Here is a 14,163-nt window from a genome sequence, read left to right as displayed (position 1 = left end):
GTATATGCTATTAGTTTTATCCAAAGGAGCAAAAATGATACTGAAAAATTTGAGTGATATAAAAAATCTTGGCCATAAAGGCCTTGATATATAAGGGTTAAGAAATATGATTAACCCTAATTGTAATAAAAAAAACTTTGTAGGAGGATTGTTATGGATTTCAATAAGATTAAAGAACGTGCTAAGAGTTACGAAAGTAAGATGACAAGATTTTTAAGAGACTTAATAGCTATACCAGGAGAAAGTTCTGAAGAGGAAGGTGTTATTAAAAGAATAGCAGAAGAAATGAGAAGTTTAGAATTTGATAAAGTTGAAATAGATAAAATGGGTAATGTATTAGGATATATGGGAACAGGTAAAACTTTAATAGCCTATGATGCTCATATTGATACAGTTGGACTTGGGGAATTAAGCAATTGGACGTTTGATCCTTATGAAGGATATGAAACAGAAAGTGAAATAGGTGGACGTGGAGCATCAGACCAATTAGGAGGGATAGTTTCTGCAACATATGGAGCTAAAATAATGAAAGATTTAGGGCTTTTATCAGATAAATATACTGTACTAGTAACTGGAACAGTTCAAGAAGAAGATTGTGACGGACTTTGTTGGCAATATATATATAACGAATCTGAAATAAAACCAGAATTTGTTGTAATTACAGAACCAACTAACGGAAATATTTATAGAGGACAACGTGGACGTATGGAGATAAGAGTAGAAGTTAAAGGTGTATCATGCCATGGTTCTGCTCCAGAAAGAGGAGATAATGCTATTTATAAAATGGCTGATATACTTCAAGAAATAAGAGTATTAAATGATAACTTACATTATGATCCATTCTTAGGAAAAGGAACAATAACAGTTTCACAAATATTCTATAATTCACCATCACGTTGTGCAGTAGCTGATATGTGTGCAATTTCATTAGACAGACGTTTAACAGATGGAGAAACTTATGAAATGGCTTTAGAAGAAGTAAGAAATTTACCTTTTGCTAAGAAATATAATGCAGAAGTTACTATGTATAAATATGAAAGACCAAGCTGGACAGGCCTTATTTATCCAACAGATTGCTACTTCCCAACATGGGTAATTCCAGAAGAAGCACCAGCAACACAAGCTATGGTTAAAGCATATGAAGGAATGTACGGAACACCTAAAGTTGATAAATGGACATTCTCTACTAATGGAGTTTCTATAATGGGTAGATATGGAATACCTTGTATAGGATTCGGACCAGGTAAAGAGGAAGAAGCCCATGCGCCAAATGAAAAGACTTGGAAAGCTGATTTAGTTAAATGTGCGGCAGTTTATGCAGCAGTTCCAACTTTATATTGTGAAGATAAAGAATAATTAAAATATTTAAACTTATATATAAGAAGTGAGAGAAAAGGAGAATACGAATATGGCGTTAATGGATAAGTATATAGAAAAATTAAATGGATTAGATTTGAAGGAAATGTATAACAATGATTTTTTCTTAACATGGGAAAAATCAGATGACGAAATCCAAGGGGTATTTACTATAGCAGAAGCTCTTAGAGAATTAAGAAAGAATAATATTTCATCTAAAATATTTGATTCAGGTTTAGGAATATCTTTATTTAGAGATAATTCTACAAGAACTAGATTTAGCTTTGCTTCAGCTTGTAATCTTTTAGGTTTAGAGGTTCAAGATTTAGATGAAGGTAAATCTCAAATAGCTCATGGTGAGACTGTAAGAGAAACAGCAAACATGATTTCATTTATGGCTGATGTTATAGGTATACGTGATGATATGTATATTGGAAAAGGTAATACCTATATGAGAAATGTATCTGAAGCAGTTCAAGAAGGATATAGGAATGGAGTTCTTGAACAAAGACCAACACTTGTAAATTTGCAATGTGATATTGATCATCCAACTCAGGCTATGGCAGATGCACTTCATTTAATAAATGAATTTGGGGGAGTTGAAAACTTAAAAGGTAAAAAAGTTGCAATGACATGGGCTTATTCACCATCATACGGTAAGCCATTATCAGTACCACAAGGTATTATAGGTTTATTAACTAGATTTGGTATGGATGTTGTACTTGCTCATCCAGAAGGTTATGAGGTTATGGGAGATGTTGAAGAAGTAGCTAGAAGAAATGCTGAAAAGTCAGGTGGATCATTTACTAAAACTAATTCTATGGAAGAAGCATTTAAGAATGCAGATATAGTATATCCTAAGAGCTGGGCACCGTTTGTTGCAATGGAAAAACGTACAGACTTATATGGAAAAGGTGATTTAGAGGGAATTAAGGAGTTAGAAAAAGAATTATTAGCACATAATGCTAATCACAAAGATTGGGAATGTACTGAAGAAATGATGAAATTAACTAAGGATGGCTCAGCACTTTATTTACACTGCTTACCTGCAGATATAACTGGTGTAAGCTGTGAAGCAGGTGAAGTAGCAGCATCTGTTTTTGATAGATATAGAGATCCTTTATATAAAGAAGCTAGCTTCAAACCATATATAATAGCTGCAATGATATTTTTAAGCAAGGTTAAAAATCCTCAAGAGATTTTAGCTAAATTAGAAAATGATAATAAAGCTAGAAAATTAAAATAGTATATTATAGAATAGTTAAGGATGAAATTTTATTAAATTAAAAGGTAGTGAATAGCATCTGTATTAAAAGAAAAGATAATACTAATTGGAGGTAAATTTTCAATAGTGGCTAAGCTACCTTTTTAATTATTTATAGTATTAAGTTACGGTTTTGAAAGGAGAAAATTATGAGCAAAGTAGTTATTGCTTTAGGAGGAAACGCTTTAGGAAATAATTTGGAGGAGCAAATGGTAGCTGTAAGATCTACAGCTAAAGCAATTATAGATTTAATTGAAGATGGGAATGAAGTTATAGTTTCTCATGGAAACGGGCCTCAAGTTGGTATGATAAATTTGGCCATGACAGAACTTGGTAAAAATTATCCTAAGTATTCATTGTGTCCAATGTCTGTTTGTGTTGCAATGAGTCAAGGATATATAGGATATGATCTTCAAAATGCCTTAAGAGAAGAACTTCTAGAAAGAGGTATAAATAAAAGTGTATCTACAATAATAACTCAGGTTGAAGTAGATAAAAATGATGCTGCATTTACTAATCCAACAAAACCAATTGGCGGATTTATGACTAAAGAAGAAGCAGATTTAATGGTCCAAAAAGGTGAAAATGTAATAGAGGATGCTGGTAGGGGATATAGAAGAGTCGTAGCTTCACCAAAACCTAAGAGCATAGTAGAAATTGAAACTATAAAAACTTTAGCAGATGCTGGGCACGTGGTAGTTGCTTGTGGTGGTGGAGGAATTCCAGTTATAAAGAAAGATGGTAAATTAAAAGGTGTTGATGCTGTAATAGATAAGGATTTTGCAAGTTGTGAATTAGCTAAGGAATTAGATGCTGATTGCCTTATTATATTAACTGCAGTAGAAAAAGCAGCTATAAATTACGGGAAAGAAAATCAAAAATGGCTTGATGATGTAAAGGTTGAAGAAATGAAAATGTACGTAGAAGAAGGGCAATTTGCTCCTGGATCAATGAAGCCTAAGGTTGAGGCTGCCATAGAATTTGCAGAATCAAAAGAAGGCCGTTATGCGTTAATAACACTATTAGAAAGAGCTAAGGATGGAATAGCTGGTAAAACAGGAACAAGAATAAGCAAATAGAGTATAAAAGGGGAATGGGGAAATGAGGGGAAAAATAAAATGGAAGGTAAATACTTTACCTCATAATAAAGAAGAAATAGATTTAGAATTTTTATCTGAAAAAGAAATAAGGAAAGCTAGAGACTTTCATTCTAGTTTTCCACAATATAAGGAAACACCACTTGTTGCATTAGATAAGCTTAGTGAATATTTAGGTTTAGGTGGAATTTATATAAAAGATGAGTCATATAGATTTGGACTTAATGCATTTAAGGTTCTTGGAGGCTCTTTTGCTATGGCTCAATATATGGCTCAAAGATTAGGTAAAGATATATCAGAACTTCCATATGAAAAGCTTATTTCAGATGAAGTTAGAAAGGAATTAGGAGATATAACTTTTGTAACTGCTACTGATGGGAATCATGGAAGAGGTGTAGCTTGGACGGCAAATAAATTAAGACAAAAGTCCGTAGTTTATATGCCTAAAGGCTCTTCTTTAACTAGATTAGAGAATATTAGAAAAGAAGGTGCTGATGCTTCTATAACAGATATGAATTATGATGAAGCTGTTAGGCTTGCTGCAAAGTACGCAGATGAGCATAATGGTGTAGTTATTCAAGATACTGCCTGGGATGGATATGAGGATATTCCAGCGTGGATTATGGAAGGCTACGGGACTATGGGGCTTGAAGCATTAAATCAATTAAGAAGCTATGGAGTAGAAAGGCCAACACATATATTTCTACAAGCAGGTGTTGGATCATTAGCTGGTGGAATTCAAGGATTCTTTGCATCTATATTTGGAGATGATTGTCCAAAAACTACAATAGTTGAAGCTAGTGAAGCAGCTTGTCTTTATAAATCAGCAGTAGCTAATGATGGAAATCTTAGGGTAGTAGATGGAGATATGCCAACTATTATGGCAGGTCTTGCTTGTGGAGAAGGAAATACAATAGGGTGGAAGGTTCTTAAGAACTATTCAAAGCTATTCGTTTCTTGTCCTGACTATGTTGCAGCAAATGGAATGAGAATTCTTGGTAATCCAATGAAAGGTGATACTAAAGTAGTTTCTGGAGAATCAGGAGCAGTAACTTTAGGGCTTATATATGAAATCATGACTAATACTGAATACAAAGAATTAAAAGATACTTTAGGATTAGACGAAAACTCAAAAATATTATTGTTTAGTACAGAAGGAGATACAGACCCAGATAAGTATAAGAAGATTGTTTGGGAAGGCGAATACGGAAAAGAATAAAGTTAGGAGATAGTTATGATATTAGTATGTAATGGAAGAGTAATTACTCATGATGAAAACAATCCTTTTATAGAAAATGGAGCTGTTCTAATAGATGGAAATATTATAAAGGAAATTGGTACAACCAAAGAATTAAGGGTTAAATACGGACAAGCTGAAGTAATAGATGTTTCTGGAAAGGTTATAATGCCTGGACTTATAAATACTCATCATCATATTTATAGTGCTTTTGCAAGAGGATTAAACCTAAATAATCCTCCAGCTAAGTCTTTTACAGATATATTAAAAAATGTTTGGTGGAAAATAGATAAAAAGCTTACAGAAGAGGATAACAAGTATAGTGCATATACTACTTTAATTGAGTGTATCAAAGATGGAGTAACAACTGTTTTCGACCATCATGCAAGTCCTATGTCAGTAGAAGGAAGTCTTTTTACTTTAGCAAAAGCTGCTGAAGATTTAGGGGTAAGAGGAAGTTTCTGTTATGAAGTATCTGATAGAGATGGTAAAGATATATTAGAAGCTGGAATAAAGGAGAATATAGATTTTATAAAATATGTCAATAGTAGAACTGATGATATGGTAAAAGGTATGTTTGGAATGCATGCATCCTTTACTTTAAGTCATGAAAGCCTTTTAAAATGCGTTGATGCTATGGAGGGACTTGATGTAGGGTATCATGTACATGTAGCAGAAGGTATTGAAGATGTATATGATAGTTTAAATAGAAGTGGTAAGAGAGTTGTAGAAAGGCTAAATGATTATGGAATTTTAGGTGAAAAGACATTAGCAGTTCATTGTATTCATGTAAATGATAGAGAGATGGATATTCTAAAAGAAACTAATACTACTGTAATTAATAACCCAGAATCTAATATGGGAAATGCAGTGGGATGTGCACCTGTTATTAGATTTTTTGAAAAAGGATTAACAGTAGGCTTAGGAACAGATGGTTATACAAGTGATATTTTTGAATCTATTAAGGTTGAAAATATAATTCATAAAGCCAATCTTTGTAATCCAAATATAGGTTTTATGGAAACTGGAACTATGGCCTTTAAGAATAATAGTAAAATTGCTTCAAAGTACTTTAAAAATGAAGTTGGAATTTTAAAAGAAGGTGCTTACGCTGACTTAATAGTAGTAGATTATAATCCGCTTACAGTTATGAATGAAAATAATTTATTTGGACATATATTCTTTGGAATGACAGGTAGGTCAGTAGATACAACAATAATTAATGGTAAGGTAGTAATGAAAGATAGAAAAATATTAACTGTTGATGAAGAAGAAATATTAACTAAATCAAGAGAGGTATCAGCTAAGCTTTGGGATAGATTGAATAGTTAATAAAAGAAAGTAGTTAAAAATAAGAAGTGCTTAGATAGATTATCTAGGCACTTTTTTATTATGATAAGCTATATAATTTTTACTTCTTTATGGCCGCATACATCACATTTGTAATAAAGTTTACCATACTGATTATTATCATATGCATAAGGATATTTATCCATTATTTCTCCACAAATTGGACATATAACTTCTTCATTGTTCTTAGAATTCATTTAAGATAACCTCCTTAATATAATATTTTATAAATATTATATAGTCAATTAACGGTATTAGCAAAAAAAACTCGGCTAATTGCCGAGCTTTTACTATTGTGCTAATTTTCCAACTACAGGTGAGTTACTTAATATTGCAGAACCATGAGAAATCTTTTTGATTGATTCAGTTGAATCTGTACCAGCTTTACAGCCATGATGTTCACCATTTGGAAAATTACTAGTTACATCATAAACAACACCATCAACAGCTATATATGCAGGCTGACCATTTGTACCGTCGTATTTAGATAGTTCATCAAGAGTAAAGGTCTTTTCATTTCCTGAATTGCTTGATTCCTTATTATCTGTAGTAGAATTGTTAGTAGTATTGTTAGTAGAGTTTTCTGTTTGCGGTTTATTGTTTGTAGTATCATTAGTAGTTTTATTATCACAACCAACAAAAAGCCCTACTACTAGTAAAGTTATTAATAAAAGTTAATAGATTTTGAGAAATGTTTTTTCATATTGATTACTCCTTTTAGTTTATATATTTTTGAAACAAATAATTCTTTGATATAAGTATTATTTGTTCAGTGGAAGATATTTATTCTAAACTTGTTAATAAAAATATTTATTAGATATTAGTTGATAATCTAGGTGTAGGGTGGTAAATAAAAAGTATATTATTCTAGCTAAATATTACTTAGCTAGATTTTTGTTATAAAAACATTTTATATTAGAACTAGAGTTCATAAGTTTTTATTTTCCTAAATATACTATTACATAGTGATATATTTAGGAGAAAAATATGTTAAAAAGTAAAGAGTCTTTAGAAGTGGAATATTTAGGAGGGGAAAAGCTTCAAATATCTGAATATGAAAATAAGATGTGTAATTTTTATTTAATAAAAAAAGTTTCAGATAAAGGTGAAGATTATAGTATTGAAAGTAATGATTATTTTATTACAAAAGAAGCTAGAAGAATGAGAGGACATAGAAGTATATCCTATGATAAATGTGAAATAGTTGTTTTTGAAGATGATTTAATTATAAATGAAGAAAAGTTTAAAGCTATAAAGAAAAATAAAATCGATGAAGCAATAAAAGAAGATTTTTTATACTCTTTAGCATTATATTATATTAAAAATGAAAATATAGAAAGTGGACAAGAAATAGTAGCTCAAATGGGTGATATTTATATATATAATTTATTAGAAAAAGACTTTAATATTGAAGAAAAAATAAAAGTAATGAATATATTAACGTTATGTATTGATGAAAGAAGCAATAGATTTAAAGAGGGAAAGTTAAAGATAAAAGCAAATTCAAAAAATGAAGAGGCTGAATGTTTGATTCAAATACTAAATGAAATAATGGAAGATAAAGAATCAAAATTACTTTGGGATTATAGCTATGATTATAAAAGAACAACTCAAAAAAACTATATGATAGAAGATAATTACATTTTTATAAGACCTAAAATTGGTTATGGAGAGATAAAAGATATAGTTATAGGAAGTAAGAAATTAAATATCTTCGCTAAGGTTAAAATAGACGGAGAAGTAAAAAATAAAGAAAATAAATTAAAGTTAGATTCTTATATATTTAGAGAGTATACGTTGGTGCTAAATGGTAAATTGAATATGGGAGTTATGTGGTGTAAGCTTTCCAATAAACTTAAAGCAAAATATAAAAAAAGAAAATTAATTAAATCAATAAATAATGTATTTGGGGAAGAAATTATTACACTGGACTTAACTAAGTTAGATATAACAAATAATAAAATGTTGAGATTGTTAGATGCAGAATGTATAGCAGAATATCTTTGGAAAATAGAGGAGCTGAAGATAAGACAGGGAATAATATCTAATATAATTAAAGATAGATATAAAAATGATAAAGTTAATAAAAATAAATATATAGTGGATGGTACATCAGAGATAATTAAAAAATACAGAGTTGATGAAAAAGGTTTGTATCATCCTATTGGAGTAGAAAAAAATAATGTATCAAGTGATTTTCAAATATATTTAGCTAAAGTTTTTGAATGGAAGGTAGAAAAATATCCTAAGAAAAAAGTTGAGTTAGATATTGCGGAAGATTATAGAAGTTTATTTAATGATAATGAGGAAGATTCTATGGAGATTATGTGGAATGAATATAAAAGACTTAAAGTAGAACAAAAAGAGATTGAGAATAAAGTTAATATCGTTAGAATATCCTCTGCAATATTAAATAAGAAAATTTTTATTTGGGAAAAAGAAATCGAAAAGGAAAAGAAAGAAACTGATAAGTTTTTAGATATTAATACTGTTGTAGGAGGGAAAATAAAAATATCAATTAAAAAGATAAATGATATAAGTATTAGACAAGATTCATATAGTCTTATAACAAGGTGTGAGTAAAGATAGTTTTAAAAAATTCTAAAACCTCAAGTTGTGGAATTGCTTGAGGTTTTTAATATGTAAATAAAATTGATGAATATATTTAGAGATATGTAAATAAGTATATTATAGGTGGAAGTATAAATTTAAAGAATTATAATAACACCATTAATGAAAATGTTATCAAAGGAGAGGGATATGGAAACGAAAGATATTTTGAATTCGTATAATATTTTAAGGTGGGAGGAGAAAGAAGTAAGATGAAGATAGTTCTTGTTTGTTTAAACGGTATGTCTACAGGAGACTTAGTAAATAAGATGAATAAAATATCTATTGAAAAAAATCTTGATTTAGATATTACAGGAGTTGGATATACGGATATAGTTAAAGAGATAGATGGAGCTAGTGTAATTTTACTTGGACCGCAAGTTAAGCACTACATAAGAAAGGTAAGAGAAATGGCAGAGCCTAAAGAAATACCGGTACAAATTATAGATCATATAACATATGGAATGAGAAATGCTGATAAAGTAATAGATCTAGCTCTTAATATAGCAAAGAAATAAAGAATAAAAGCCATGAGATTAATAAGATATCTCTTGGCTTTATTTTTTTTAAAGAGGTTAATAATATAAAAGTTATTTAATAGTATGAATATTAGATTTAATAAAGTTAATAATATGAATGAATTTATTTTTTATTACAAAAAATATATGGTATAATATACTAAAATAACAATTATTAAACAATAGCACTTATTAACAATATAAAATCAAGGGGTGAAAGCTATGAGTAAAATATCAATTATAGGAGCAGGATCAATTGGAGCAACAACAGCTTTTGCATTATTGCAAAAAGGTATAGCAAGGGAAATAGTGATAAATGACATAAATCAAGAAAAGGCTTTAGGAGAAGTAATGGATTTAATGCATGGAAGTTCATTATGCAAACCATGTAATGTTACTTTAGGAACAATAGAAGATACTAAAGATTCTGATGTTGTTATTATAACTGCTGGATTAAATCAAAAACCAGGAGAAACAAGATTAGATTTAGTAGATAAAAACTATGGTATATTTAAAGATTTTATTCCTAAGATAGCTAAGGCAAGTCCTAATGCAATATTACTAGTAGTATCAAATCCAGTAGATATTTTAGCTTATATGACATATAAGTTATCAGGATTCCCAAAAGAAAGAGTTATAGGATCAGGAACAGTTTTAGATACAGCTAGACTTAGAAGTTTACTTGGAAAATATTTTGAGATAGATGGAAGAACAATTGATGGTTTTGTAATGGGTGAGCATGGAGATAGTGAATTTGTTCCTTGGTCATCATTAAGAGTTGGAACTATTCCTGTTAAAAGCTTTTCAGAACAAAATTCAATAGAATGGGATTGTGAAACAGAAAAAGTTATAGCAGAGGATGTTAAGAATTGTGCTTATGAAGTAATAAATCGTAAAGGAGCTACAGCATTTGCAGTTGCTGTTGCTTTAGTTAGAATAGTGGAGGCTCTTTTAAGGGATGAAAAAACTATTTTAACAGTATCAACGCTTCTTAATGATTATTGTGGTGTAAGTGACACTTATTTAAGTGTTCCAACAATTGTAGGAAAAAATGGAGTAGAAAAAGTGCTTAAAGTAGATTTTTCAGATGAAGAAAAAGAAAAGTTTACTTCATCTGCAAGAATAATGAGAGAATATATTGATAGAATAAATGGAAAATAAAATTATAAAAATATTGAATATATGATAAAAGCATTATACAATATATGTAAATGAATTATATTAATCCTATGAAAAGGAGAAGTAACTAAATTTAGATTCAATTAAGAGAGTTAAGGATGGTGAAATCTTAGCAAGAAAAAATTTAGTGAATGGACCTTAGAGGAATTAGCAGAAATTTTTATAAGAGTATGTGATATGGTGACATGCACCTTATAGCAGGTAAAGTATGTTAGTACTTGAATTTAAGAGGTATAATTTTAAATTATACAATTTAGGTGGTACCGCGGATTAACTCCGTCCTATAATATTTATAGGATGGAGTTTTTGTTTTTTTATGGTATAGAAATTAGAAAATAGTATTCAGAGTATTACTTTGATTACAAATTGAGTTTAATTATTGGAGGTGTTAAAAAGTATGAATAAAGAAATTATTTTAACAGGGGATAGACCAACTGGCAAATTACATTTAGGACATTATATAGGTTCATTAAAAAACAGGGTTAAATTACAGAACACTGGAAAGTATGAAAGTTTTATTATGATAGCTGATCAGCAAGCATTAACAGATAATGCAAGAAATCCTGAAAAGATAAGAAATAGCTTAATAGAAGTTGCTTTAGATTATTTAGCAGTTGGAATAGAACCAAGTAAAGCTACTATATTTGTACAATCACAAATACAAGAGTTAAATGAATTAACTATGCATTATCTAAATCTTGTTACGGTAGCTAGATTAAATAGAAATCCTACAGTAAAAGAGGAAATTAAATTAAGAAATTTTAAAAACAGTATACCTGCTGGATTTTTTATATATCCTGTAAGTCAAGCTGCTGATATAACAGCATTCAAAGCTAATTTAGTGCCAGTTGGAGAAGATCAATTGCCTATGATTGAGCAAACTAGAGAAATAGTTAGAACCTTTAATTCTATATATGGAGATATATTAGTGGAGCCTAAGGCAATGGTTCCTGAAGATACTTTAGGAAGATTACCAGGAATTGATGGTAAAGCAAAAATGAGTAAGTCATTAGGGAATGCTATTTATATATCAGATGAAGCTGATGTGGTTAAGAAAAAAATTATGAGCATGTATACAGATACTAACCATATCAAAGTATCAGATCCAGGTAAAGTTGAAGGAAACACTGTATTTACTTATTTAGATGCTTTTTGTAAAGATAAAGAGGAAGTTTGTAGTATGAAAGAGCGGTACAAACAAGGTGGCTTAGGAGATGTAAAAGTAAAGCGTTATTTAAATGAAGTGCTACAGGCAGAATTAGAGCCAATAAGAAAAAGAAGAAGTGAATATGAGAAAGATTTAGATTATGTATATAAGATATTAAGAGAAGGAAGCATTAAAGCTAGAGAAGTAGCAAGTAAAACAACAAAAGAAGTAAGAGAAGCAATAGGAATTGAATATTTTAAGTAATAAATGTATAAAGAAGAAAATATAAATGCTATAGGGTAAAGAGTTTATTATTTAGAAAGACTGATAAAATTCAGTCTTTTTTTATATAAGCTTCATGGAATAATATCGTAAATTATTGTGAGAGAGTATATAAAGTGAGGTTGATGATTATGTCTTTATTGATTAAAAATGGAATTATAGTAACAGCTAGTGATATTTATAATGGAGATATTTATATAAAAAAAGGTAGAATAAGTGAAATAGGATTAGAACTTTTAAAAGATGCTGATAAGATAGTAGATGCAAAAGGTATGTATATAATTCCAGGAGGAGTAGATGTACATACTCATTTTAACCTTGATGTAGGTATAGCAAGAGCTAATGATAATTTTTATACAGGGACTATAGCAGCAGCTTGTGGAGGAACAACAACTATAGTTGATCATATGGGATTTGGACCTAAGAATTGTAATTTGAAGCATCAAGTAGATGTATATCATAAATATGCTGATAATAATGCTGTAATCGATTATAGTTTTCATGGAGTAATACAACATATAGATGAAAATATACTAGAAGAGATGAAGAGCATAGTTGAAGATGAAGGAATAAGTAGTTTTAAAGCTTATTTAACATATGACTATAAAATTGAAGATGAAGATATGGTAAAAATATTTAAAAGATTAAATGAGTTAGACAGTATTACTACTGTACATTGTGAGAATCATGGAAGTATAAAATATTTAAGAGAGAAATTTACTAAAGAAGGATTAAAGTCTCCAAAGTACCATTGTTTGAGTAGACCTGAAGAGGCAGAGGGGGAAGCTGTTAATAGAATGATAAATATTGCAAAAATAGCTGGAGATGCACCTCTATATGTGGTACATTTATCTACTAAGTTAGGGCTAGATTATATTAAGATGGCAAGAGAAAGAGGAGAAAAGGTTTATGCAGAAACATGCCCTCAATATTTAATATTGAATGAAGAGAAATATGAATTAGATAATAATGAAGGTTTAAAATATATAATGAGTCCTCCTCTTAGGAAAAGTTATAATTGTAATGAGTTATGGAGGGGAATAAATGAAGGGTATATTCAAACTATAGCTACAGATCACTGTCCTTTTTCATTTTCAAAAGACAAGCAGTTAGGTAAAGATGATTTTACTAAATGTCCAAATGGAGCTCCTGGTGTTGAGGAGAGGATACCATTAATATTTTCAGAAGGTGTAATGAAAGAGAAGATTAGTATAAATAAATTTGTAGAGGTTTGTGCAACAAATCCAGCAAAGATTTTTGGATTATATCCTAAGAAAGGTACTATTCAAGTTGGAAGTGATGGTGACTTAGTAATAATAGATCCTAATAGAGAAGAGGTGCTTAGTGCAAATAATTTACACTCAAATGTGGATTATACTGCTTATGAAGGAATTAAAGTAAAGGGATATCCAATAATGACTATAAGTAATGGTGAAATTATATATTATAAAGGAAAATTTATTGGTAAAAAAGGTAGAGGAAAGTTTATTAAAAGAGATAAAGTAAATTTAATTTAGTTTAAATATAAATAAATCATAATATTACTACCATCATCATATAAGAAAAGTAAAGTTTAATTATATTACTTAGATATAACTTTAAATATTTAATAAAATATAATAATTTAACTTAAGAACACAATAATATTTTTAAAATATAATAATTATAAAGATTTAAATGGAGTAATTTATGGAAATAAATAATTTCGTTACTACAGATTTTTTAGCAAGTTTTACAGGAACACTTTTTGTTGTAGAGTTAATCGTTTTTGTTACAAAGAATTTACCTATAATTAAAAATATTAGAACTAGATTTTATACTTTTCTTCTAGCTATAAGTCATATTATAATAATGGGACTTGTAACAAAGACAGCAACGCAAACAGTAATATATTATTATGGTGTTTTTATTAATTCATTAATAGTAACAGTTATGTTATGTGGTGGATACGATATTATAATAGATAAAATATATTCAGTAACTAATATTCAGCCTAAAGATATAAATAACAATATAGATAATAAAAGTATAGAAGATAGTATCAATAAAAATGATACCAATAATTCAAATGAAGTTAATTAAGGAAAAAGTACTTGTGTAAGCGCAAGTACTTTTTGTTTTAC

The 14,163-nt window shown here is 29.3% G+C and carries 13 protein-coding genes and 1 other annotated feature; of the genes, 11 read left to right on the top strand and 2 right to left on the bottom strand.

The window, feature by feature from the left end:
* Positions 1-153: 153 nt before the first annotated feature.
* The 5 genes from H8S10_RS12475 to ssnA all read left to right on the top strand — a co-directional run bounded on the left by H8S10_RS12475 (position 154) and on the right by ssnA (position 6,286).
* A complete protein-coding gene (locus H8S10_RS12475) occupies positions 154-1,356 on the top strand; it encodes a YgeY family selenium metabolism-linked hydrolase (RefSeq protein WP_055263401.1) in 1,203 nt (400 codons plus the stop codon).
* A 52-nt stretch (positions 1,357-1,408) separates the two neighbouring features.
* Entirely contained in the window at positions 1,409-2,602 is a 1,194-nt protein-coding gene (gene ygeW, locus H8S10_RS12470; protein ID WP_186839095.1) for a knotted carbamoyltransferase YgeW, read from the top strand.
* Between the two features lie 164 nt (positions 2,603-2,766).
* A complete protein-coding gene (arcC, locus tag H8S10_RS12465; RefSeq protein ID WP_186839097.1) occupies positions 2,767-3,699 on the top strand; it encodes a carbamate kinase in 933 nt (310 codons plus the stop codon).
* Between the two features lie 22 nt (positions 3,700-3,721).
* Positions 3,722-4,936, top strand: a complete 1,215-nt coding sequence (gene dpaL / locus H8S10_RS12460) for a diaminopropionate ammonia-lyase (protein WP_186839094.1) — start codon at positions 3,722-3,724, stop codon at positions 4,934-4,936.
* 15 nt (positions 4,937-4,951) lie between these two features.
* Positions 4,952-6,286 carry a putative aminohydrolase SsnA gene (gene ssnA / locus H8S10_RS12455; RefSeq protein WP_186839093.1) on the top strand — a complete coding sequence of 445 codons (1,335 nt, stop codon included), beginning with the start codon at positions 4,952-4,954 and terminating at the stop codon, positions 6,284-6,286.
* A 68-nt stretch (positions 6,287-6,354) separates the two neighbouring features.
* Here the strand turns inward: ssnA and H8S10_RS12450 are convergent, their stop codons facing one another.
* Entirely contained in the window at positions 6,355-6,501 is a 147-nt protein-coding gene (locus H8S10_RS12450; RefSeq protein WP_172675728.1) for a hypothetical protein, read from the bottom strand.
* A 93-nt stretch (positions 6,502-6,594) separates the two neighbouring features.
* Entirely contained in the window at positions 6,595-6,969 is a 375-nt protein-coding gene (locus tag H8S10_RS18380; RefSeq protein WP_186839096.1) for a cytochrome b5 domain-containing protein, read from the bottom strand.
* A 322-nt stretch (positions 6,970-7,291) separates the two neighbouring features.
* Between H8S10_RS18380 and H8S10_RS12440 the strand changes: the two genes are divergently transcribed.
* From H8S10_RS12440 to H8S10_RS12415, 6 genes are all read left to right on the top strand, one after another.
* Complete coding sequence (locus tag H8S10_RS12440) at positions 7,292-8,887, top strand: hypothetical protein (protein WP_186839092.1); 1,596 nt, start codon at positions 7,292-7,294, stop codon at positions 8,885-8,887.
* Between the two features lie 239 nt (positions 8,888-9,126).
* The gene (locus H8S10_RS12435) at positions 9,127-9,432 is read left to right on the top strand and encodes a PTS sugar transporter subunit IIB (protein ID WP_055263413.1); all 306 of its coding nucleotides are present in this window, start codon (positions 9,127-9,129) and stop codon (positions 9,430-9,432) included.
* 222 nt (positions 9,433-9,654) lie between these two features.
* Positions 9,655-10,593: an L-lactate dehydrogenase gene (locus H8S10_RS12430; protein ID WP_186839091.1), complete on the top strand. Its 939-nt coding sequence runs from the start codon at positions 9,655-9,657 to the stop codon at positions 10,591-10,593.
* A 59-nt stretch (positions 10,594-10,652) separates the two neighbouring features.
* Positions 10,653-10,898, top strand: a binding site (T-box leader).
* A 110-nt stretch (positions 10,899-11,008) separates the two neighbouring features.
* Positions 11,009-12,022, top strand: coding sequence for a tryptophan--tRNA ligase (gene trpS, locus H8S10_RS12425; protein WP_186839090.1), 1,014 nt, complete (start codon positions 11,009-11,011; stop codon positions 12,020-12,022).
* Between the two features lie 149 nt (positions 12,023-12,171).
* On the top strand, positions 12,172-13,557 hold the full coding sequence (hydA, locus tag H8S10_RS12420; RefSeq protein ID WP_186839089.1) for a dihydropyrimidinase: 1,386 nt from the start codon (positions 12,172-12,174) through the stop codon (positions 13,555-13,557).
* A gap of 172 nt (positions 13,558-13,729) precedes the next feature.
* Positions 13,730-14,122 carry a hypothetical protein gene (locus H8S10_RS12415; RefSeq protein WP_186839088.1) on the top strand — a complete coding sequence of 131 codons (393 nt, stop codon included), beginning with the start codon at positions 13,730-13,732 and terminating at the stop codon, positions 14,120-14,122.
* Positions 14,123-14,163: the final 41 nt, after the last annotated feature.

Origin of the sequence: Clostridium sp. NSJ-49, assembly GCF_014287725.1 — a bacterium.
Classification (GTDB): domain Bacteria; phylum Bacillota; class Clostridia; order Clostridiales; family Clostridiaceae; genus Clostridium; species Clostridium disporicum_B.
The sequence above is the reverse complement of the archived record's forward strand: the minus strand, read 5'-3'. Positions and strand labels throughout refer to the sequence as shown.

Excerpts from the sequence above, each read along its gene's own strand:
- H8S10_RS12440 (WP_186839092.1), top strand. The coding sequence starts at position 7,292 with ATGTTAAAAAGTAAAGAGTCTTTAGAAGTGGAATATTTAGGAGGGGAA.
- trpS (WP_186839090.1), top strand. The coding sequence starts at position 11,009 with ATGAATAAAGAAATTATTTTAACAGGGGATAGACCAACTGGCAAATTA.
- H8S10_RS12450 (WP_172675728.1), bottom strand. The coding sequence starts at position 6,501 with ATGAATTCTAAGAACAATGAAGAAGTTATATGTCCAATTTGTGGAGAA.
- ssnA (WP_186839093.1), top strand. The coding sequence starts at position 4,952 with ATGATATTAGTATGTAATGGAAGAGTAATTACTCATGATGAAAACAAT.
- hydA (WP_186839089.1), top strand. The coding sequence starts at position 12,172 with ATGTCTTTATTGATTAAAAATGGAATTATAGTAACAGCTAGTGATATT.
- H8S10_RS12415 (WP_186839088.1), top strand. The coding sequence starts at position 13,730 with ATGGAAATAAATAATTTCGTTACTACAGATTTTTTAGCAAGTTTTACA.
- H8S10_RS12435 (WP_055263413.1), top strand. The coding sequence starts at position 9,127 with ATGAAGATAGTTCTTGTTTGTTTAAACGGTATGTCTACAGGAGACTTA.
- dpaL (WP_186839094.1), top strand. The coding sequence starts at position 3,722 with ATGAGGGGAAAAATAAAATGGAAGGTAAATACTTTACCTCATAATAAA.
- ygeW (WP_186839095.1), top strand. The coding sequence starts at position 1,409 with ATGGCGTTAATGGATAAGTATATAGAAAAATTAAATGGATTAGATTTG.
- H8S10_RS12430 (WP_186839091.1), top strand. The coding sequence starts at position 9,655 with ATGAGTAAAATATCAATTATAGGAGCAGGATCAATTGGAGCAACAACA.
- H8S10_RS12475 (WP_055263401.1), top strand. The coding sequence starts at position 154 with ATGGATTTCAATAAGATTAAAGAACGTGCTAAGAGTTACGAAAGTAAG.